General features: G+C 71.7%; 18 protein-coding genes. 8 read left to right on the forward strand and 10 right to left on the reverse strand.

Annotation, left to right across the window (positions count from 1 at the left end):
* Positions 1 to 8 precede the first annotated feature (8 nt).
* The gene (locus tag HUT16_RS13115; protein ID WP_176188395.1) at positions 9 to 905 is read left to right on the forward strand and encodes a hypothetical protein; all 897 of its coding nucleotides are present in this window, start codon (positions 9 to 11) and stop codon (positions 903 to 905) included.
* Positions 906 to 952: 47 nt separating this feature from the next.
* Here HUT16_RS13115 and HUT16_RS13120 read toward each other — a convergent pair whose 3' ends face one another.
* From HUT16_RS13120 to HUT16_RS13150, 7 genes are all read right to left on the reverse strand, one after another.
* Entirely contained in the window at positions 953 to 2,230 is a 1,278-nt protein-coding gene (locus HUT16_RS13120) for a thymidine phosphorylase (protein ID WP_176188396.1), read from the reverse strand.
* 93 nt (positions 2,231 to 2,323) lie between these two features.
* Positions 2,324 to 2,731: a cytidine deaminase gene (locus HUT16_RS13125; RefSeq protein ID WP_176188397.1), complete on the reverse strand. Its 408-nt coding sequence runs from the start codon at positions 2,729 to 2,731 to the stop codon at positions 2,324 to 2,326.
* The gene (locus tag HUT16_RS13130) at positions 2,728 to 3,993 is read right to left on the reverse strand and encodes an ABC transporter permease (protein ID WP_176188398.1); all 1,266 of its coding nucleotides are present in this window, start codon (positions 3,991 to 3,993) and stop codon (positions 2,728 to 2,730) included. The genes HUT16_RS13125 and HUT16_RS13130 overlap by 4 nt, the downstream gene beginning before the upstream one ends.
* Positions 3,990 to 5,156, reverse strand: coding sequence for an ABC transporter permease (locus HUT16_RS13135; protein WP_176188399.1), 1,167 nt, complete (start codon positions 5,154 to 5,156; stop codon positions 3,990 to 3,992). The genes HUT16_RS13130 and HUT16_RS13135 overlap by 4 nt, the downstream gene beginning before the upstream one ends.
* Positions 5,157 to 5,160: 4 nt before the next feature.
* Positions 5,161 to 6,753 (reverse strand): ABC transporter ATP-binding protein, encoded by a 1,593-nt coding sequence (locus HUT16_RS13140; protein WP_176188400.1) that lies wholly within the window; start codon positions 6,751 to 6,753, stop codon positions 5,161 to 5,163.
* Positions 6,754 to 7,057: 304 nt separating this feature from the next.
* Positions 7,058 to 8,113: a BMP family protein gene (locus tag HUT16_RS13145; protein WP_176188401.1), complete on the reverse strand. Its 1,056-nt coding sequence runs from the start codon at positions 8,111 to 8,113 to the stop codon at positions 7,058 to 7,060.
* A gap of 274 nt (positions 8,114 to 8,387) precedes the next feature.
* Positions 8,388 to 9,578: an amidohydrolase gene (locus HUT16_RS13150; RefSeq protein ID WP_176192653.1), complete on the reverse strand. Its 1,191-nt coding sequence runs from the start codon at positions 9,576 to 9,578 to the stop codon at positions 8,388 to 8,390.
* Positions 9,579 to 10,042: 464 nt separating this feature from the next.
* Between HUT16_RS13150 and HUT16_RS13155 the strand changes: the two genes are divergently transcribed.
* A complete protein-coding gene (locus HUT16_RS13155) occupies positions 10,043 to 12,100 on the forward strand; it encodes a protease pro-enzyme activation domain-containing protein (protein ID WP_254897792.1) in 2,058 nt (685 codons plus the stop codon).
* A gap of 74 nt (positions 12,101 to 12,174) precedes the next feature.
* Here the strand turns inward: HUT16_RS13155 and HUT16_RS13160 are convergent, their stop codons facing one another.
* The gene (locus HUT16_RS13160) at positions 12,175 to 13,764 is read right to left on the reverse strand and encodes a methylmalonyl-CoA mutase (protein WP_176188402.1); all 1,590 of its coding nucleotides are present in this window, start codon (positions 13,762 to 13,764) and stop codon (positions 12,175 to 12,177) included.
* Positions 13,765 to 13,949: 185 nt separating this feature from the next.
* On the opposite strand from HUT16_RS13160, the gene HUT16_RS13165 reads away from it, so the two are divergent.
* Positions 13,950 to 14,693 carry an SDR family oxidoreductase gene (locus HUT16_RS13165; RefSeq protein ID WP_176188403.1) on the forward strand — a complete coding sequence of 248 codons (744 nt, stop codon included), beginning with the start codon at positions 13,950 to 13,952 and terminating at the stop codon, positions 14,691 to 14,693.
* Between the two features lie 257 nt (positions 14,694 to 14,950).
* Positions 14,951 to 15,448 (forward strand): 2-oxo-4-hydroxy-4-carboxy-5-ureidoimidazoline decarboxylase, encoded by a 498-nt coding sequence (locus tag HUT16_RS13170; RefSeq protein ID WP_176188404.1) that lies wholly within the window; start codon positions 14,951 to 14,953, stop codon positions 15,446 to 15,448.
* 98 nt (positions 15,449 to 15,546) lie between these two features.
* Here HUT16_RS13170 and HUT16_RS13175 read toward each other — a convergent pair whose 3' ends face one another.
* On the reverse strand, positions 15,547 to 16,227 hold the full coding sequence (locus tag HUT16_RS13175; protein WP_176188405.1) for a hypothetical protein: 681 nt from the start codon (positions 16,225 to 16,227) through the stop codon (positions 15,547 to 15,549).
* 242 nt (positions 16,228 to 16,469) lie between these two features.
* On the opposite strand from HUT16_RS13175, the gene sdhC reads away from it, so the two are divergent.
* From sdhC to HUT16_RS13195, 4 genes are read left to right on the forward strand one after another with little or no spacing between them, the layout of a single operon-like run.
* On the forward strand, positions 16,470 to 16,850 hold the full coding sequence (gene sdhC / locus HUT16_RS13180) for a succinate dehydrogenase, cytochrome b556 subunit (RefSeq protein WP_176188406.1): 381 nt from the start codon (positions 16,470 to 16,472) through the stop codon (positions 16,848 to 16,850).
* Positions 16,851 to 16,891: 41 nt separating this feature from the next.
* Entirely contained in the window at positions 16,892 to 17,344 is a 453-nt protein-coding gene (gene sdhD, locus HUT16_RS13185; RefSeq protein ID WP_254898299.1) for a succinate dehydrogenase, hydrophobic membrane anchor protein, read from the forward strand.
* A gap of 27 nt (positions 17,345 to 17,371) precedes the next feature.
* Positions 17,372 to 19,114, forward strand: coding sequence for a succinate dehydrogenase flavoprotein subunit (gene sdhA, locus HUT16_RS13190; protein ID WP_176188407.1), 1,743 nt, complete (start codon positions 17,372 to 17,374; stop codon positions 19,112 to 19,114).
* Positions 19,114 to 19,887, forward strand: coding sequence for a succinate dehydrogenase iron-sulfur subunit (locus tag HUT16_RS13195; RefSeq protein ID WP_176188408.1), 774 nt, complete (start codon positions 19,114 to 19,116; stop codon positions 19,885 to 19,887). The genes sdhA and HUT16_RS13195 overlap by 1 nt, the downstream gene beginning before the upstream one ends.
* A gap of 143 nt (positions 19,888 to 20,030) precedes the next feature.
* On the opposite strand, the gene HUT16_RS13200 is transcribed toward HUT16_RS13195, so the two are convergent.
* On the reverse strand, positions 20,031 to 21,584 hold the full coding sequence (locus HUT16_RS13200) for an FG-GAP-like repeat-containing protein (protein ID WP_176188409.1): 1,554 nt from the start codon (positions 21,582 to 21,584) through the stop codon (positions 20,031 to 20,033).
* Positions 21,585 to 21,587 lie beyond the last annotated feature (3 nt).

Genomic DNA, 21,587 nt, shown 5'->3' on the forward strand with positions numbered 1-21,587 from the left:
GGCCGGTCATGCCCGCACGAAACGACGGCCGCGACCCGGAGGGGACCACCGACGACCGGCCGTACCTGTTCGTCCACAGCTACCCGCCGCCGGTCCTGCCGGCCGGGTCCTTCCCGGTCGACAACGGCACCCGGCCGGTGCCGCCGGAGGTCTGCTGGTACCTCTGCTCCGGCATCCAGCCGCTCACCGCCTTCCAGCCCGGGGAGGACCTGACCGTGCAGGTGACGGTGGGGAACTGGCAGGGCGGCAACAGCGAGTCGATCGCCTACCTGGGGCTGTGGTGGTCGCCCCCGGTCAGCGGCCCGCTCGTCCCGGACGCCGACAAGTTCCTCGGCCTGACCACCGTGGTGGTGCCGCCGCACGGCGGGCAGGTGGTCTCCGACCCGCTGACCGGGCACATCCCCGCGGACGCCGGCGACCACGTCTGCCTACTGGCCCAGGTCCGGCACCCGCTCGACCCGCCGAGCACGAACGTGGCCGACCCGGTCAACGACCGGCACTGGGCGCAGCACAACCTGGTCGCCCTGCCGTCCGGTAGTGCCGGGACCCTCTCGTTCCTGGCGTCCAACCCGCTGGCGGAGGGGGCCGAGTACCTGATCAGCGTGGGGCCCGTCCCGCCGGTGCGGTGGCCGGGCTTCCGGCTGGACGGGGACCCGGAGCCGGTGGGGGCGGAGGCCGGGCTGATCGTGCTCACCGGCCCGGACGGGCAGGAACTGGCCCGCGACGAGGGCGAGTTGTCCTGCGTCCTCGCCCTGGACGGCGGGGAGCGGCGGCGGCTGGAGGTCACGGTCGAACCGGCCGGGGCGGTGCCGGCCGGGACGTTCGCGCCGTTCGAGGTCGTTCAGTACCGGATCGGCGCGGAGGTCCCGGCCGGCGGGATCGGCCTGGCGTTCACCGGCGGCTGAGCGGCCGGGGCCCCGGCCCCCGGCCCCACCGCCCCCGGCCGCGGCGGTCAGCCGATCCGGTCCAGCACGATCGGCGCCGGGGTGAAGGCCGTGCCCGCCGGGGCGACGGTGACGGCGTCGGCCAGGGCCTCCAGGGCGTACGGGAAGCGCTCGGGGGTGTCGGTGTGCAGAGTGAGCAGGGGCTGTCCGGCGGTGACGGTGTCGCCGGGCTTGGCGTGGAGCTCGACGCCGGCCCCGGCCTGGACCGGGTCCTCCTTGCGGGCGCGGCCCGCGCCCAGGCGCCAGGCGGCGACGCCGACGGCGTAGGCGTCGAGGGCGGTCAGGACGCCGGTGGCGGGGGCCGGGACGACGTGGGTCTCGCGGGCCACCGGGAGCGGGGCGTCGGGGTCACCGCCCTGGGCGGCGATCATGCGGCGCCAGTGGTCCATCGCGGAGCCGTCGCGCAGGGCGTCGGCCGGGTCCTTGCCGTGCACGCCCGCGGCGGCGAGCATCTCGCGGGCGAGGGCGAGGGTGAGTTCGACGACGTCGGCGGGGCCGCCGCCGGCCAGCACCTCGACGGACTCGCGGACTTCGAGCGCGTTGCCCGCGGTCAGGCCGAGCGGGGTGGACATGTCGGTGAGCAGGGCGACGGTGGCGACGCCGGCCGAACGGCCGAGGCCGACCATGGTGCGGGCGAGCTCGCGGGCGTCGTCGAGGTTCTTCATGAACGCGCCGGAGCCGACCTTGACGTCCAGGACCAGGGCGCCGGTGCCCTCGGCGATCTTCTTGGACATGATCGAGGAGGCGATCAGCGGGATCGCCTCGACGGTGCCGGTGACGTCGCGCAGGGCGTAGAGCTTCTTGTCGGCGGGGGCGAGCCCGTCCCCGGCCGCGCAGATGACGGCGCCGGTCGAGCGCAGGACGTCGAGCATCTCCTCGTTGGAGAGCAGGGCGCGCCAGCCGGGGATCGACTCCAGCTTGTCGAGGGTGCCGCCGGTGTGGCCGAGGCCGCGGCCGGAGAGCTGCGGGACGGCGGCGCCGCAGGCGGCGACCAGCGGGGCCAGCGGGAGGGTGATCTTGTCGCCGACGCCGCCGGTGGAGTGCTTGTCGGCGGTGGGGACGCCGAGCGAGGAGAAGTCCATCCATTCGCCGGAGCGGATCATCGCGTCGGTCCAGCGGCTGATCTCCCGGGGGGTCATGCCGTTGAGCAGGATGGCCATCGCGAGGGCGGACATCTGCTCGTCGGCGACCTCGCCGCGGGTGTAGGCGTCGATGACCCAGTCGATCTGGGGGTCGGTCAGCTCGCCCCGGTCGCGCTTGGCCCGGATGACGGAGATGGCGTCCATGCAGGTGCTCCAGAAGATCCAGAAGAGGTGAAATGCGAAGAGTGCCGCGGGATGTCCTCCCGCGACACTCTACGCGCGTAACACAAGAAAGGGCTACAACTTCTCCGGCCCGAACGCGTCCGGCAGCACCTCGCTCATCGGGCGCACCCCGGAGGGCAGTTCGACCAGCAGCCCGGGCCCGCCGTGCTCGTACAGCAGCTGGCGGCAGCGCCCGCACGGCATCAGCAGCTCGCCGCCGCCGTCCACGCAGGTGAAGGCGACCAGCCGGCCGCCGCCGGAGGCGTGCAGCGCGGAGACCAGCCCGCACTCGGCGCACAGGCCGAGCCCGTACGAGGCGTTCTCCACGTTGCAGCCGACCACCGTGCGGCCGTCCTCGACCAGGGCCGCGGCCCCGACCGGGTACTTGCTGTACGGGGCGTACGCGTGCCGCATCGCGGCCCGGGCGGCCTCCCGCAGCGCCTCCCAGTCGACCTCCGGCGCGGCCGCCGCGGGGGCCGTCACTTGGCCTGGCCCTTGCGGTAGACCTGGCCGTCCGCCTTGGGCATCCGCAGCCGCTGCGAGGCCAGCGCGAGCACCACCAGGGTGATCACGTACGGGGTCGCGACGATCAGCGGGCGCTGCACCTCGTCGGTGCAGGCGTACCAGGCGGCGACGCCGCCCGCGACGACGGTGCTGATCACCCCGGCGGTGAGCCGGCGGCGGTAGAACTGCCAGAGCGCCAGCAGCGCCATCGCGATGGCGACCACCAGCAGCAGCACGTGCACCGAGTCGGCGTCGCGCAGCTGGAGGCTGTCGGTGAAGCCGAACAGGCCCGCACCGGCGGCCAGGCCGCCCGGCATCCAGTTGCCGAAGATCATCGCGGCCAGGCCGATGAAGCCGCGGCCCTGGGTCTGGCCGTCCCGGTAGAAGTGCGCGGCGACCAGCGAGAGGTACGCGCCGCCGAGGCCCGCGAAGGCGCCGGAGGAGACCACCGCGAGGTACTTGTACTTGTAGACGTTGACGCCCAGCGACTCGGCGGCGGTCGGGTTCTCGCCGCAGGAGCGCAGCCGCAGGCCGAACACGGTGCGCCAGAGCAGGAAGTAGCTGGCGACCAGGAACGCGGCGGCGATCAGGGTGACCACCGACAGGTCGGTGACCAGGCCGCGGACGATGCCGGCCACGTCGGAGACCAGGAACCAGTGGTGCTGCTCGATGCCGTCCAGCCAGCCCGACAGGCCGGGGAAGGTGAAGGCGGGCAGCGAGTCGGCGGGCGGCGACTGGTTGGCCCCGGCGCCGTCGGTCACGTAGTCCTTGTAGTAGATCCGGTTGACGTACGCGCAGATGCCGGGGATCAGCAGGTTGATGCCGACGCCGGAGACGATGTGGTCGACGCCGAAGGTGACGGTGACCAGCGCGTGCAGCAGGCCGCCGAGCGCGCCGCCGGCCATGCCGGCCAGCAGCCCGACCCACGGGTTGACCAGGAAGCCGCCCCAGGCGCCGCAGAAGGTGCCGGCCACCATCATGCCTTCGAGGCCGATGTTGACCACGCCCGCGCGCTCGGACCACAGGCCGCCGAGACCGGCCATCGCGATCGGCACGGCCGAGGCCAGCGCGGCGCTGATCTGGCCGGAGGAGGTCAGTCCGTGGTTGCCGGTGGCGGCGCCGACCACGGCGAACAGCACCAGGGCGAGCGCGATCAGCAGCAGCACCACCGGCCAGGTGAGCTTGGTCCGCTTCGCGGACGCGACCGGCGACTTGGGCTTGTCGGCGACTGCGGTGCTCATGCCGCGACCTCCTTCTGGGCGGCCGCGGCAGCCTGCGCGGCGAGCTCGGCGCCGACCTTCTGCTGCTGGCGCTTGAGGCCGTAGCGGCGCACCAGTTCGTAGGCCACGACGACACAGATGACGATGGTGCCCTGGATCACCGGGATGATCTCGGACGGGTAGTCGCCCCGGGTGGGCAGCTGGGCGCCGGAGGCGTCCAGGAAGGCGAACAGCAGCGCGGAGAACGCGATGCCGATCGGGGTGTTGCGGCCGAGCAGCGCCACCGAGATGCCGATGAAGCCCAGGCCGGTCTGCACGTTCTGCCCGAAGTACGGGGTGTTCTGCATGAGTTCGGGCAGGCCGACCAGGCCGGCCAGCGCGCCGGAGACCACGATCGAGGTGATCACCATGCGCTTGACGTTGACGCCGGAGGCGCCGGCGGCGGTCTCCGAGCGGCCGGTTGCGCGCAGGTCGAAGCCGAACCGGGTGCGGTTCAGGGTGAACTGGAAGACCACGCCGACCAGCACCGCGATCACGATGAAGCCCCACAGGGTGCCGCCCTGGGTCTCGAACGAGAAGAAGTGGCTGGACTCGGAGATCTTGCCGGTCTGGATCGAGTTGGTGGTGCCGCTGGTCTTCGGCGCGAAGATGCCGGGCACCAGCAGCACGCCGATCACGGCGGTGGCGATGGCGTTCAGCATGATGGTCGAGATGACCTCGCTGACGCCCCGGTAGACCTTGAGCAGGCCGGCGATCGACGCCCACAGGCCGCCGACGCACATGGCGACGACCAGCAGCAGCGGGATCTGCAGGAAGGCCGGCAGGTCGACCTGGCTGCCGACGAACGCGGCGAACATCATGGCCAGCTTGTACTGGCCCTCGATGCCGATGTTGAACAGGTTCATCCGGAACCCGAACGCGGCGGCGGCCGCGGCCAGGTAGTACACGGTGGCCTTGTTCAGCACGGCGACCTGGCCGTCGGACGCGGTGCCGTAGTTCCACATGATGGAGAACGCGTCGAACGGGTCGCGGCCGGAGACCGCCAGCAGGGCGCCGGCGATGACCAGCGACAGCAGCACCGCCAGCACGGGGGCGGCCAGGGCGAGCCCGATCCGCTCCGGGTCGACGCGCTCGCGCAGCGTCCGCTTGGCCGCGGGTGCGGCCGGGGGCTTGGGACTGGTCATGTGGTTACTCCCCCGCCTCGTCGTCGTCGGCGGTGTCGGTGGACGGAGTGCCGGCCGGGGTGTCGGCGGCCTCGGTGCCCTCGGCGGCGACGGCCTGCGCCTGCGCGACGGCCTCCGGGGCGGACTCGATGTGGCCGGTGGCGGCACCGGTCATCGCGCTGCCGAGGTCCTCGGCGGTGACGGTGGCCGGGTCGGCGTCGGCGACCAGGCGGCCGCGGTAGATCACCCGGATGGTGTCGGACAGGCCGATCAGCTCGTCCAGGTCGGCGGAGATCAGCAGCACCGCCAGGCCCTCGCGCTGGGCGGAGCGGATCTGCTCCCAGATCTGGGCCTGCGCGCCGACGTCCACGCCGCGGGTCGGGTGGGCGGCGATCAGCAGCTTCGGGGAGTGGCTCATCTCCCGGCCGATGATCAGCTTCTGCTGGTTGCCGCCGGACAGCGAGGCCGCGGTGACCTCGATGCCGGGGGTGCGGACGTCGTACTCCTCGACGATCCGCTGGGTGTCGGCCCGGGCGCCGGCCGGGTCGAGCAGCACGCCCTTGGAGTTGGGCCGCTCGGTGACGTGGCCGAGGATGCGGTTCTCCCACAGCGGGGCTTCCAGCAGCAGGCCGTGCCGGTGCCGGTCCTCGGGGATGTAGCCGATCCCGGCCTCGCGGCGGACCCGGGTCAGGGTGCCGGTCAGGTCGGTGCCGTCCAGCGTGACGGTGCCGGCGTCCAACGGCAGCATGCCCATGATGGCCTCGACCAGCTCGGCCTGGCCGTTGCCCTCGACGCCGGCGATGCCGAGGATCTCGCCCCGGCGGATCCGCAGCGACACGTCGTCCAGGACGACGCGCTCGACGCCCTCGGCGTCCGCCTTGGCGATCCGCAGGCCCTCGACCCGGAGCGTCTCGGTGTCGGTGACGGTGGACTCGCGGCTCTGCGGGGAGGGCAGTTCGGCGCCGACCATCAGCTCGGCGAGCTGCCGGGCGGTGACCTCGCGCGGGTCGGCGTCGCCGACGGTGGTGCCGCGGCGGATCACGCTGATCGCGTCCGCCACCGAGAGCACCTCGTGCAGCTTGTGCGAGATGAAGATGACGGTGACGCCCTCGGCCTTGAGCTCGCGCAGGTTGTCGAACAGCGCGTCGACCTCCTGCGGCACGAGCACCGCGGTCGGCTCGTCCAGGATCAGGATCCGGGCGCCGCGGTAGAGCACCTTGAGGATCTCCACCCGCTGCCGGTCGGCCACGCCCAGGTCCTCGACCAGCGCGTCCGGCCGCACGCCCAGGCCGTACTGGTCGGACAGCTCGCGGATGCGGGCCTTGGCCTTGGCGCCGATGCCGTGCAGGTGCTCGCCGCCCAGGACGATGTTCTCCCAGACGGTGAAGTTGTCGGCCAGCATGAAGTGCTGGTGGACCATCCCGATGCCCCGCGCGATGGCGTCCGCGGGGGTGGAGAACTCCACCCGCTCGCCGTCGATGGCGATGGTGCCCTCGTCCGGCTTCTGCATCCCGTACAGGATCTTCATCAGGGTGGACTTGCCCGCGCCGTTCTCGCCCATCAGCGCGTGCACGGTGCCCCGCCGCACGGTGATGTCGATGTCGTGGTTGGCCACCACGCCGGGGAAGCGCTTGGTGATGCCGCGCAGTTCGACGGCGGGTGTCGCCGTCCCCGCGCGCGGGGTGCCGTCCGTGGGGACGGAGTCGGAGGGGGTGATGGCGATCTCCTGCTGGTCGTCGGGCGCTTCGTCGCGCTGAGGGCTCAGGGGGAAACCCGGGAGGGGACGTGCCGCGGGGGCCGGTGCGGAACCGGCAGGGGCCCGGACGGGGCGCGCCTGGGCGCGTCCGTCCGGGCCCCTGCCGGCGCGGTCCGCCGAACCGCCGCGCGCCGCCCGGGGGACGGGCGGCGCGGGCCGGTCCGCCTTACGGAGCGGTCGGGACCTTGGTGGCGCCGCTGGTGATCTGCTGGGTGGCGGCGTCGATCTTGGCCTTGATGTCGTCGATGAAGCCACCGGTGGTGGCCAGCGACACGCCGCCTTCCTTCAGGTCGAAGTTCTTCACGCCGGTCAGCGCGTTGCTGTCCTTGACCGACTTGATGTAGGTGAACACGGCGGTGTCCACGTTCTTCACCATCGAGGTGAGGATGTGGTCCTTGTACTTGTCCAGGGCGGGCTGCTTGGCCTGGTCGGAGTCGACGCCGATGGCCCACTTGCCGGCGCCGGCGACGGCCTCGATCGCGCCGCTGCCGGAGGAGCCGGCCGCCGAGTAGATGACGTCCGCGCCCTTGTCGAGCTGGCCCTGCGCGGCCTGCTTGCCCTTGCCCGGGTCGGCGAAGCCGGTGAAGTCCGGCGGGGTGGTCAGGTAGGTGACCTCGACCTGGATGTTCGGGTCGACGGACTTGGCGCCCGCGGTGTAGCCGGCCTCGAACTTCTTGATCAGCTCGGACTGCACGCCGCCGATGAAGCCGACGTGCTTGGTCTTCGACTTGTTGGCGGCGGCCACGCCCGCCAGGTAGGAGCCCTGCTCCTCGGAGAAGGTGAGCGAGGTGACGTTCTCCGGCTGGTCGGCGGAGGAGGAGTCGATGATCGCGAACTTGACGTTCGGGTTGTCCTTGGCGACCTTGTTCACCGCGTCCTGGTAGACGAAGCCCACCGCGATGATCGGGTTGAAGCCGCTGGTCACCAGGGACTTGAGCCGCTGCTCCTTGTCGCCCTCGGACTCGCCGGACTTGGCCTCGGCCTCGTTGATGGTGGCGCCCAGGTCGTTCTTGGCCTGGTCCAGGCCGCGCGCGGCGGAGTCGTTGAAGGACTGGTCGCCGCGACCGCCGATGTCGTAGGCCATGCCGACCTTGAACGACGAGCTGCCGGCGCCGGCCGAGGTGGAGTTGTTGTCGGTGCTCTTTGCGCCGCAGGCGGCGAGCGAGGCGATGCCCAGGGAACCCGAGAGCACGACCGCGGCGAGCTTGAGTGAACGGCGCAAGGGAGTTTCTCCTTCTCACACACCCGGTTGGCGTGGTCGAGCGCCACCGTAACGCGCGTAGAACACGGTTGTGTTACGGCCTGCGAGGGCTTCGGGGTTGTTATCAAAATGTGGTCGTACGCCCAGGCAAATCCGGACATAGCCGCACACATGCTCAACCCGTTGCCCATTACCGGCTGGTATCGGGCCACCACGGTACGCCTCCCCGCAGGCGCCGAGAAGATGCCGCGCCGCGCCCCCCGGCATCCCGGGGGGCGCGGCGCGGTCCGGTCGCTCAGATCCGGGCGTGCTCCAGGGCCAGCGCGGCGAACAGCTCCACACCGACCGCGATGGCCCGCTCGTCGGCGTCGAAGTCGCCCTGGTGGAGGTCGCGCGCGCCCTTCTCGTGCGGGCCGCGCACGCCGAGCCGGGCCAGCGCGCCGGGAGCGTGCTCCAGGTACCAGGAGAAGTCCTCGCCGCCCAGGCTCTGCTCGGTCGGCTCGACCACCGGGCCGCGGCCCTCGGCGAACCGGGCGTTCATCGCGGTCTCCAGCTGCTCGATCGAGCCGGCCTCGTTGACCACCGGCGGGACGCCCCGGTGGTAGTCCAGCGACCACTTGGCCCGGTGGGTCTCGGCGAGGTGCGCGACCAGCTCCTCCACCACCTCGGGCGCCTCCCGCCAGCCGGCCAGCTCCAGGCAGCGGACGGTGCCCTCCAGCTCGGCGTGCTGCGGGATCACGTTCGGCGCGGAGCCGGCCGCGATCCGCCCCCACACCAGCGAGACGCCCCAGCGCGGGTCCATCCGGCGGGAGAGCCCGGCGGGCAGCTCGGCGGCCACCTTGGCCACCGCGCCGACCAGGTCGGTGGTCAGGTGCGGACGGGCGGTGTGCCCGCCCGGGCCGTCCAGCGAGATCCGCACCTTGTCGCAGGCCGAGGTGATCGCCCCGGTCTTCAGCGCGATCCGGCCGACCGGCACCTTGGGGTCGCAGTGCACGGCGAAGATCCGGCCGACCCCCTCCATCCCGCCGGCCGCGATCACGTCCAGCGCGCCGCCGGGCATCATCTCCTCGGCGGGCTGGAAGACCAGCCGCACCGGGCGGGTCAGCTCCCCCGCCGCGAGCGCCTGGGCCAGCACCAGGCCGGTGCCCAGCACCACCGCGGTGTGCACGTCGTGCCCGCAGGCGTGCGCCCGGCCGGGCAGCGTGGAGCGGTAGGGCACGTCCTTCTTGGCGTCGTCGATCGGCAGCGCGTCGATGTCGGCGCGGAACGCCAGCAGCGGGGTGCCGGGCGCGGTGCCCGGCGGAACGAGGTCCACCAGCAGCCCGGTGCCGCCGGGCAGCACCCGCGGCTCCAGCCCGGCGGCGACCAGCCGCTCGCGCAGCAGCCGGGTGGTGCGGAACTCCTGGCGGCCGAGCTCGGGGTGCCGGTGGAGGTCACGGCGCAGCTCGATCAACTCGGCCTGGTACGACGCCACCCGGGCGCGCAGGTCGACGGGGGGACGGGCGGCGGTGACGGTGGCGGCGGCTGCCGGCTGAGGATCGTTCACCTTGACAAGGGTAGGCCGGTGGGAGGCTTTTGGCCCGGCTTCCGGAGAACTCCTCACCGGATGGGTGCATAGCGGCCGCCGAGATGGGTATGTCATTTCGTTTCAGCCCGCCCTTTCCGGCCCAGGTCTCCGCCGTGTGCAACGACCTGCCCCGGCGATCGGACACGGCGGCGGCCCCGTGCGGACCCCCGGGGCGGCCCGGCCAAACGTTTCCCCCCGATCGAGTCATGCCGGGGTAAAGCTTTCGGGCCTGCTCTTGAGCGGCGTACATCAGTCCGAATAGACAGCTTTCGCACAGTCAACTCCGGTGCCGCGGTGGGGGGCCTTCCGCTCGCGGCGCGCCCCGTCACGCCCTCACGAGGGGCAGCTGACGCTCCGTCGAACCAAGAGAAGGGGGGACCGACGTGCCCATCGCGCGCAACAAGCTCGCCCGGAGCATCGCTCCGGCCACCGTCGCCGCCGCACTGATCCTCGCTACCCTCGGCGCGGCCGTTCCGGCCTCCGCCGCCACCCCGGCCGGGGACAGCGCCCAGGCCCTGCCGGGCACCCACCCCGAGTGGGCCACCCCGCAGGCCGACGCCGGCGCCGCCGACGCCGCCGCCCCGGCCACCGCCCGGATCTACCTGGCCGGCCGCGACGCCAGCGGCCTGGCGGCGCTCGCCAAGGCGGTCTCCGACCCGGACTCCCCGGCCTACGGCCAGTACCTGTCCTCCGACCAGGTGCAGGCGAAGTTCGGCGCCACCCCGCAGCAGGTCAAGGCGGTCACCGACTGGGTGACCGGCGCGGGCCTGACCGTCTCCGCCAGCACCGCCCACTACGTGCAGGTGGCCGGCTCCACCGCCGCGATGGCCAAGGCCTTCGGCACCGGCTTCCACAACTACCGCACCGCGGACGGCACCCACCGCGCGCCCGCCTCGGACGCCAAGGTCCCCGCCGCGGTGGCCGGTTCGGTGCTCGCCGTCTCCGGCCTGGCCGACGCGATCCACAAGAACAGCTCGGACGCCACCTCGGTGCGCGAGGCCGAGCAGCGCGCGAACGCCGCCGCCCGGCTGGCCGCCCCCGACAAGAAGGCCCCGGCCACCCTGCCGGAGGTGCCGACCTGCTCCGAGGACGGCTACGGCTCCAAGACCGCCAAGGGCGCCCCGGCCGGCTACGAGAAGAACGAGCCGTTCGCCCCCTGCTCGTACGTCCCCTCCCAGCTGCGCAAGGCGTACGGCGTCAGCGACGCCAAGGTCTCCGGCAGGGGCGCCCGGGTCGCGATCATCGACGCCTACGGTCTGTCCACCATGGAGCAGGACGCGAACCACTACTCGACCCTGCACGGCGACCGGCCGTTCACGCCGGGCCAGTACACCGAGTACGTCACGCCGGACAAGTGGACCCACCAGGACGAGTGCGGCGGCCCGGCCGGCTGGGCCGGCGAGGAGGCGCTCGACGTCGAGATGGTGCACGGCCTGGCGCCCGACGCCCAGGTCGTCTACGTCGGCGGCAACTCCTGCTACGACGAGGACCTGTACGACGCGATGGCCAAGGTCGTCGACGGGCACCTGGCCGACGTGGTCTCCAACTCCTGGGGCGAGATCATGCACGGCACCACCGGCGACATCGACCCGGCCGTGGTCGCCGCCGACAACCAGATATTCCAGCTCGGCGCGGTGACCGGCATCGGCTTCACCTTCTCCTCCGGCGACTGCGGCGACAGCTCCCCGGGCGCGGCCGCCACCGGCGCCAACTGCCAGACCGAGACCAACCAGGCCCAGGCCGACTGGCCGTCCGCCTCCCCGTGGGTCACCTCGGTCGGCGGCACCGCGCTCCAGCTGGACAACAAGTCCGGCAAGTACGGCGACGAGGTCTCGATGGGCGACCTGCGCTCGGTGCTCTCCGCCGACCAGAAGTCCTGGGTCCCGGCCCTCCCCGGCACCTTCTACTTCGGCGGCGGCGGCGGTGTCTCCAAGGACTTCGCCCAGCCCTGGTACCAGAAGGGCGTCGTCTCCGACCGGGTCGCCAAGACCGCGGCCGACGGCACCAAGTCCGCGACCCCGCTGCGCGCCACCCCCGACATCGCGATGAGCGGTGACCTGGTCGCCGCCACCCTGGTCGGCTTCACCGACGGCGGCACCTACAGCGAGGGCGGCTACGGCGGCACCTCGGTCTCCGCCCCGGAGACCGCCGCGATGTTCGCCAACGCCATCCAGGCCCGCGGCGGCCGCGCCCTCGGCTTCGCCAACCCGGCCCTCTACGACCGGGCCGGCACCGGCGCCTTCCACGACGTCAACGACGACGCCAACCACAGCAAGCGCGGCAACGTGGTCGACCTCGGCGTGGTGAGCGGCACGCTCCGCGTCCGCCTCTACAAGATCGGCGCGGACTACGGCCTCTCGGCGAACCGCGGCTACGACACGGCCACCGGCCTGGGCTCCCCGGGCAAGAACTTCTTCAAGTCCTTCACCATCAAGAAGTAGTCGGCCGCACACGGCGGAGGGGCTGTCGGGGATCTCCCCGGCAGCCCCTCCGCCCGTTCCCCGCGGCGCGCCGCTCAGAAGCGGTCCACCGGCACGTACGTCCCCCACACGCCGCGCAGCGCGTCGCAGACCTCGCCGACCGTGGCCCGGGCCGCCAGCGCCTCCTTCATCGGGTAGAGCACGTTGTCGGTGCCCTCGGCCGCCTTGCGCAGCTGCGACAGCGACCGGTCCACCGCCGAGGAGTCCCGGTCGGCGCGCAGCCGGGCCAGCCGCTGGGCCTGCTGGGCCTCGATCGCCGGGTCGACCCGCAGCGGCTCGTAGGGCTCCTCCTCGGCGAGCTGGAAGCGGTTGACGCCGACCACGGTCCGCTCGCCGGAGTCCTGCTCCTGCTGGATGCGGTACGCGGTGCGCTCGATCTCGCCCTTCTGGTAGCCCTGCTCGATGGCGGCGACGGCGCCGCCCATCTCCTCCACCTTGGCCATCAACTCCAGTGCGAGAGCCTCCATTTCGTCCGTCATCGCCTCGACCACGTAGGAGCCGGCGAACGGGTCGACGGTGGCGGTGACGTCGGTCTCGAAGGCGAGCACCTGCTGGGTGCGCAGCGCGAGCCGGGCGGACTTCTCGGTCGGCAGGGCGATCGCCTCGTCGAAGGAGTTGGTGTGCAGCGACTGGGTGCCGCCCAGGACGGCGGCCAGCGCCTGCACCGAGACCCGCACCAGGTTGACCTCGGGCTGCTGGGCGGTGAGCTGGACGCCCGCGGTCTGGGTGTGGAAGCGCAGCATCTGCGACTTGGGGTTCTTCGCGCCGAACTCCTCCTTCATCACCCGGGCCCAGATCCGGCGCGCGGCACGGAACTTGGCGACCTCCTCCAGCAGCGTGGTGCGGGAGACGAAGAAGAACGAGAGCCGGGGCGCGAAGTCGTCGACGTCCATCCCGGCGGCGACCGCGGTGCGGACGTACTCGATGCCGTTGGCGAGCGTGAAGGCGATCTCCTGCGCGGGGTTCGCCCCGGCCTCGGCCATGTGGTAGCCGGAGATGGAGATGGTGTTCCACTTGGGGATCTCGGCCCGGCAGTACTGGAACACGTCGGCGATCAGCCGCAGGCTGGGCTTGGGCGGGAAGATGTAGGTGCCGCGGGCGATGTACTCCTTGAGCACGTCGTTCTGGATGGTGCCGGTCAGCCGGCCCGACGGCACGCCCTGGGCCTCGCCGACCAGCTGGTAGAGCAGCAGCAGCAGCGAGCCGGGCGCGTTGATGGTCATCGAGGTGGAGACCTCGCCGAGCGGGATGCCGCCGAACAGCACGCTCATGTCCTCGACGCTGTCGATCGCCACGCCGACCTTGCCGACCTCGCCGGAGGAGATCGCCGCGTCCGAGTCGTACCCCATCTGGGTCGGCAGGTCGAAGGCCACCGACAGGCCCATGGTGCCGTTGGCGATCAGCTGCTTGTAGCGGGCGTTGGACTCGGCGGCGGTGCCGAAGCCGGCGTACTGGCGCATCGTCCACGGCTTGCCGGTGTACATGGTCGGGTACACGCCGCGGGTGAACGGGTACTGCCCGGGGGTGCCGAGCCGGCTCGCGGCGTCGAACCCGGCCAGGGTCTCGGGGCCGTACACCGGCTCGATCGGCAGTCCCGACTCGGTGCGGCGTGGCTCGGCTGCCATGGGTGTCCTCCGCGGGGGGATGGGGTGGGAGTTAGCGCTGATTAACGCGTCAGCTGGATACGCAATGTAGTCGTGCCCCGTCGGGAGCAGACAGATGCCACGGCTGGGACCTTGCTCACAACACCGGCGGGCCACCCCTTGGGATGATCGGTGCACCGAACCGGCGAGACGAGGAGTGCGTGAACATGACCGAGCAGAAGGTGGCCGTGGTCACCGGCGCCAGCAGCGGCATCGGGGCGGCCACCGCCCGCCGGCTGGCGGCGGACGGCTTCGAGGTGGTGCTGACCGCCCGCCGCACCGAGCGGATCGAGGCGCTGGCGAAGGAGATCGGCGGCCGCGCCCGCACCCTGGACGTCACCGACCGGGCCGCGGTGGACGCCTTCGCCGCCGAGGTGGGCCGGGTCGACGTCCTGGTGAACAACGCGGGCGGCGCGCTGGGCGCGGAGAGCGTCGAGAACGGCGACCCGGCGGACTGGCGCACCATGTACGAGGTCAACGTGATCGGCGTGCTGCACCTCACCCAGGCGCTGCTGCCCGCGCTGCGCGCGAGCGGCGACGGCACCGTGCTGATCATGTCCTCCACGGCGGCGCTGGCCGCCTACGAGGGCGGCGGCGGGTACGTGGCGGCCAAGCACGCCGTCCACTCGGTGGCCCAGACCCTGCGCCTCGAACTGGTGGCCGAGCCGATCCGGGTGATCGAGATCGCGCCCGGCATGGTGCGCTCCGAGGGCTTCGCGCTGACCCGCTTCCGCGGCGACCGGGACAAGGCGGACGCGGTGTACGCGGGCGTCGCCGAGCCGCTCACCTCGGAGGACATCGCCGACACCGTCTCCTGGGCGGTCACCCGGCCGTCCCACGTCAACATCGACCTGCTGGTAGTGCGGCCCCGCGCCCAGGCCGCCAACCACAAGGTGCACCGGGCCAGTTGATCCGTTCCGCGTGAACGGAGAAGGCGGCGGGTCACAACTTGATAGCTCGATCGAGTGAAATCGGCCCGCCGCCTCCCCAACTGATGAGGGCTCAACTACCGTGGAGGCGCTGCCCCGCCGAGCTGTGTCAGCCCCGAGCGGCGGCATTGCCGCACCCCCGCCCGCCCCGTTCCACCCCCCGTCTCTGGAGCATTCCGCCTTCCCGCCCTCACGAGGAGGACCCGCTGGCCAGCGACATCCCGCCGCAGCGCCTGGACGTGCGGACGGAGCCGTCCCTGCTGGGGCTCCACCGGTTCAACGAAGCCGACTCCGGCGCGGTGGAAGAAGCACTGCTCGCCTGCTGCGGCAGCCACCGGTGGGCCCTGCGCCTCACCGCCCACCGCCCCTACCCCGACATCGAGTCCCTGCTCGCCGCCGCCAGCGAGGCCAGTTACGACCTGCGCCCGGCGGACCTCGCGGAGGCCCTGGCCGACGAGAGCTGGATGCCCCAGCCCCTGCTCGGCATGCGCGCCCCCGGCAGCCAGGCCGCGCGCACCGCGCTGCGCGCCGCCCACGCCGCGTACGAGGCCCGCTTCGGCCACGTCTTCGTGGTCTGCCTCGACGGCGTCGACCCCGAGGAGATGCTGGACGCCGTCCTCACCTCCATCCGCACCCGCCTGGCCAACGACCCCGACGAGGAGCGCCTCGTCTCCGCCGAGGAACTGCGCCGCATCGCCCTCAGCCGCCTCGAACACCTGGTCGCCGTCAAGAGCTGAGGGAGAGCCCCGCCGGGGGCTCGGGGAGCGGCGGGCCCGGGTCCGTCGCGGGTTCGCCGCTCCCCGGGCCCCCGGTTTCCCCTTTCGGAAGCCCTTCTTCAGTTCTTCCTCCCGAGCTTGGCGAGTTGCGCCCGCACCACCGCCGCGTCCGGCTCCGGGGCCGGGCGGCCGGTCGCGTCGAGGGTGGTGAAGACCGCCAGGACGTCTCCGGCCCGGGCGACCAGGGCGCGCTGGGCGATGGTGGTGCCGCCGGTTTCATCCGTGAGGGTGAAGGCGGTGGCGGCGTCCGCTCCTTCGGGGGTGGGCGTGTCGAGCCGGGTGAGCAGGTGCCGGCCCGCGGTGGAGGTGAACGCCCGGCAGTGGTCGAGGACCCGGTCGATCCCGGCGTGGACGGCGGCGGCCCGGCCCGGCCGGAAGGCGAGGATGCCGGTGTAGAGGGAGGCCGGGTCGTCGCCCTCGCGGGCGATGTCGAGGTCGGCCTCGGCGAGCGGCCCGGCCGACCCCTTGGAGGGGGTGAGCGCGTCCAGGACGGGCTGGCAGGCCGGGATGTCGGAGGTCTGCGGCGGGCTGGAGATGTCGTTCTGGCCGGGCTCCATGAGCGTGACGCGCCAGCCGGGGGCGAGTTCGGCCGCGGTGACGGCCAGCGCGCGCACCGCGGCGGCGTCGTACTCGGGCGTCGCGCCGGCGGAGGGCGCGGCGCGGTCCGCGGAGGGGTCGGCCGGGGCGGTCGCGCAGCCGGCGGTGAGGACGAGGGCGGCGAGGGCGAGCAGGTGTCGCACGGCGGTTCTCTCTGCTGGGCGGCGGTGGCGGGAGGCGCACCTTAGCGCAGTCGAGTGATGACGCAGCGTGATGGTTCCCGCCCCGATTAGGCCGTGCGTGCCTGATTGATCACACCAGGGGCCCCCGACGGCGGTTGTCGACGGCGCGTCGATAGGATGCTCGCGGCCGGTGGACCGTATCCGGCCGGGCTGACCGACACCGAAGCCGGCCGAGCCCCCGAACCGCTTCCGGAGGGTTTTCCGTGCCGGCTGGAACGCTGTACCGCGGCCGGGAAGGCATGTGGAGCTGGGTGGCTCACCGAGTCACCGGCGTCCTGATCTTCTTCTTCCTGTTCGCACATGTCCTTGACACCGCCCTGGTGCGGGTGTCGCCCGAGGCGTACGACTCGGTGATCTCCACGTACAAGATCCCGCTGGTGAACCTGATGGAGTACGGCCTGGTGGCCGCCATCCTGTTCCACGCCCTGAACGGTCTGCGGGTCGTGGCGGTGGACTTCTGGGCCAAGGGCCCGAAGTACCAGAAGCAGATGCTGTGGACCGTCGTCGGCGTCTGGGTCGTCCTGATGGCCGGCGCGTTCTACCCCGTCCTCGAGCACACCCTTCGCACCTGGTTCGGGGGCTGATCCGCGTGTCCACTGACACCAACGACCTGGTGGTTCCCTCGCTGCAGGCCCACACCGGCAAGGGCCTGGGCACCGGCAACCCGGCCGACGCCTTCGTGGTGGAGCCCGCCCGGGCCCGCACCCGCAAGACCCCGCGCCGCACCCGCACCAACTTCGAGATGCTCGCCTGGCTGTTCATGCGCCTGTCGGGTGTCGTCCTGGTGGTGCTGGTCCTCGGCCACCTGATGATCAACCTGATGCTGGACGGCGGCGTCTCCAAGGTCAGCTTCGCGTTCGTCGCGGGCAAGTGGGCCTCGCCGTTCTGGCAGTTCTGGGACCTGCTGATGCTGTGGCTGGCGATGCTGCACGGCTCCAACGGCATGCGCACCGTCATCAACGACTACGCGGAGAAGGACGCCACTCGTCTGTGGCTCAAGGGTCTCCTGGGTGTCGCGACCGTGTTCACGGTCGTCCTCGGCACCCTGGTGATCTTCACCTTCGACCCGAACATCTAGACGAGCCACCAGAGGCGACTGACCCCCATGCAGATTCACCAGTACGACACCGTCATCGTCGGCGCCGGCGGCGCCGGCATGCGCGCGGCCATCGAGTCCACGCAGCGCAGCCGCACCGCGGTGCTGACCAAGCTCTACCCGACCCGGTCCCACACCGGCGCGGCGCAGGGCGGCATGTGCGCCGCGCTCGCCAACGTCGAGGAGGACAACTGGGAGTGGCACACCTTCGACACGGTCAAGGGCGGTGACTACCTGGTCGACCAGGACGCCGCCGAGATCATGTGCAAGGAGGCCATCGACGCGGTCCTCGACCTGGAGAAGATGGGTCTGCCCTTCTCCCGCACCGACCAGGGCCGGATCGACCAGCGCCGCTTCGGCGGCCACTCCCGCAACCACGGCGAGGCCCCGGTCCGCCGGTCCTGCTACGCCGCGGACCGCACCGGCCACATGATCCTGCAGACGCTGTTCCAGAACTGCGTCAAGCACGGCGTCGAGTTCTTCAACGAGTTCTACGTCCTCGACCTGCTGATCAACGAGGGCCGGACCGCCGGCGTGGTGGCCTACGAGCTGGCCACCGGCGAGATCCACGTCTTCCAGGCCAAGGCCGTGGTGTTCGCCTCCGGCGGCACCGGCAAGATGTTCAAGGTCACCTCGAACGCGCACACCCTGACCGGCGACGGCCAGGCCGTGGCGCTGCGCCGGGGCCTGCCGCTGGAGGACATGGAGTTCTTCCAGTTCCACCCGACGGGCATCTGGCGGATGGGCATCCTGCTCACCGAGGGCGCCCGCGGCGAGGGCGGCATCCTGCGCAACAAGGACGGCGAGCGCTTCATGGAGCGCTACGCCCCCGTCATGAAGGACCTCGCGTCCCGTGACGTGTGCTCCCGCGCGATCTACTCGGAGATCCGGGCCGGCCGCGGCTGCGGCCCCGACGGCGACCACGTCTACCTGGACCTGACCCACCTGCCGCCGGAGCAGCTGGACGCCAAGCTGCCGGACATCACCGAGTTCGCGCGCACCTACCTCGGCATCGAGCCCTACACGGACCCGATCCCGATCCAGCCCACCGCGCACTACGCGATGGGCGGCATCCCGACCAACGTCGAGGGCGAGGTCCTGAAGAACAACACCGACGTCGTCCCGGGCCTGTACGCCGCGGGCGAGGTCGCGTGCGTGTCGGTGCACGGCGCCAACCGCCTGGGCACCAACTCGCTGCTGGACATCAACGTGTTCGGCCGCCGGGCGGGCATCGCCGCCGCCGAGTACTCCGACAAGCACGACTTCGTGCCGCTGCCGGAGAACCCGGGCGCGCTGGTCGAGGCGCTGGTGGAGGGCCTGCGGGAGTCCACCGGCACCGAGTCGGTCGCCAAGATCCGCCAGGAGCTGCAGGAGTCGATGGACGCCAACGTGTCCGTCTACCGCACCGGCAAGACCCTGCAGCAGGCGGTCGAGGACGTGGCGGCGCTCAAGGAGCGCTTCAAGAACGTCTCGATCGCGGACAAGGGCTCGCGCTACAACACCGACCTGCTGGAGGCCGTCGAGCTGGGCAACCTGCTCGACCTGGCCGAGGTCCTGGTCGTCTCCGCGCTGGCCCGCGAGGAGTCCCGCGGCGGTCACTACCGCGAGGACTTCCCGACCCGCGACGACGTGAAGTTCATGCAGCACACGATGGCGTACCGCGAGGTGGCCGAGGACGGCACCACCTCCATCCGCCTCGACTACAAGCCGGTCGTGCAGACCCGCTACCAGCCGATGGAGCGTAAGTACTGATGTCCACTCCGACCGTCGAGACGCACTCGGCCGCGCTGGACGCGGCCGAGGCGGGCAGCAGCGAGCTGATCAGCGTCACCTTCCGGATCCGCCGGTTCAACCCGGAGGAGCACCCGGACCCGGTGTGGGTGGACTACCAGCTCCTGATGGACCCGAAGGAGCGCGTCCTGGACGCGCTCAACAAGATCAAGTGGGAGCAGGACGGCACCCTCACGTACCGCCGCTCCTGCGCGCACGGCATCTGCGGTTCGGACGCCATGCGGATCAACGGGCGCAACCGGCTGGCGTGCAAGACCCTGATCAAGGACGTCAACCCGGAGAAGCCGATCACGATCGAGGCCATCAAGGGCCTCGCGGTCCTCAAGGACCTGATCGTGGACATGGACCCGTTCTTCCAGGCGTACAAGGACGTCATGCCGTTCCTGATCACCAACGGGAACGAGCCGACCCGCGAGCGCCTGCAGTCGCAGGCCGACCGCGAGCGCTTCGACGACACCACCAAGTGCATCCTGTGCGCCGCGTGCACCTCCTCGTGCCCGGTGTTCTGGAACGACGGCCAGTACTTCGGCCCGGCGGCGATCGTCAACGCGCACCGCTTCATCTTCGACTCGCGCGACGAGGGCGGCGAGCAGCGGCTGGAGATCCTCAACGACCGTGAGGGCGTGTGGCGCTGCCGCACCACCTTCAACTGCTCGGAGGCCTGCCCGCGCGGCATCGAGGTCACCAAGGCGATCCAGGAGGTGAAGCGCGCGCTCGTCACGCGCCGCTTCTAGCCCGACCGCCCGAAGGGCCCGTCCGGAGTCCCGGACGGGCCCTTCGGCGTTCGGCCGCGGAGCGGGGTGCGGTGAAACACCTGGTTCGGGCGGGCCGCGGAGAGGTACGGGCTCCGGAAACGTGCCCTGTGGTGGCGCGGTTGCTAGAAGCCGGCCCAGAGGCCGCTCCCGGGGAGCATGGCGCTGCCGCCGCCGACGTGGCCCTGGCCGTCGCCGGTGTAGAGCTTGAGGTCGTTGTTGGCGTCGATCCCGGCGATGTCCTGCTTGCCGTCACCGTTCAGGTCCCCGCCCATCACCGAACGGAAGTTGACCCACGCACCGTTCGTCCCCAGCATCGCGCCGCCACCGCCCAGGTGACCCGCGCCGTCACCGGTGTAGAGGTTCAGGTTGTCGTTCGCGTCGATCCCCGCCACGTCCTGCTTGCCGTCACCATTGAAGTCACCCGCCGCGATCGCCTTGAAATTGGCCCACGCCCCGTTCGTCCCCAACATTGCGCCACCACCGCTGACGTGGCCCTGGCCGTCACCCGTGTAGAGCCGCATGTTGTTGTTCGCGTCGATCCCGGCGATGTCCTGCTTGCCGTCCCCGTTGAAGTCACCCGCCGCAATCGCCTTGAAATTGGCCCACGCACCGTTCGTCCCCAGCATCGCGCCGCCACCGCCCAGGTGACCCGCGCCGTCACCGGTGTAGAGGTTCAGGTTGTCGTTGGCGTCGATCCCGGCGATGTCCTGCTTGCCGTCCCCGTTGAAGTCACCCGCCGCGATCGCCCGGAAGTTGGCCCACAGCCCGGTGCTCCCCAGCATGTCGCTCCCACCACCGACATGGCCCGCGCCGTCGCCCGGGTACAACCGCATGTTGCTGTTCGCGTCGATCCCGGCCACGTCCTGCTTGCCGTCACCGTTGAAGTCCGCCACCACCGTCCGCGCCGGACGCACCGGAGTGGTCACCGGGGTGGGCGCGCCGCCCACCACCCAGCCGTTGGTGAACGCCTGGTCGAGCGGGACGGAGAAGGCCTGCGCCAGTCGGGAGTAGCCGGCGTCGTTGGGGTGCAGTCCGTCCGCCATCTGCTGGGGGGTCAGCGCCGGCGCGTCGACGAAGCTGAGGTGCCGTCCGGCGGCCTGCTGCTGCGCGGACCACTGGCGGACCTGGTCGTTGTACGTCGTGACCATGGACGGCATGGCCGCCTTCGCGGGGACGCCCGTCGTGGTCGGGATCAGGCCCTGGACGACGACCGTCACGTTCGGCTGGTCCGTGAAGATCCGGTTGACCAGGTCCTCGACCCGGTTGGCCGCGGTCGACGTGTTGTCGCCGTTGTTGAGGTCGTTGACGCCGATGTGCAGGAGCACCACGTCCGGGTGCGCGGCAGCCAGCCAGCCGTCGATCCCGTTGCGGATGCCCTGGATCTCGTAGCCGCTGTGGCCCTCGTTGTCGGGGTCGGCCATCGAACCGCTGCGCGCGGAACCGACGAAGTTGACGGTGTAGCGGGACTGCTGGGCGACCAGCTGGAGCAGCGGGGCCCGGTAGCCGTTGGACGTGGAGCTCTGGTAGCCGGCGGTGATCGAGTCACCGAGCGGCATGACCTTGAGCTCCGGCGGGGTCTGGGGCGCGGCCGACGCCGAGGTCGCGGCGAGCGGGACGCTGAGCAGGCCGAGCAGGGTGGCGGCAGCGAGCGGGGCGAGGCGCTTCACGGTTGTCATCCG

Source organism: Kitasatospora sp. NA04385, from assembly GCF_013364235.1.
GTDB lineage: Bacteria > Actinomycetota > Actinomycetes > Streptomycetales > Streptomycetaceae > Kitasatospora.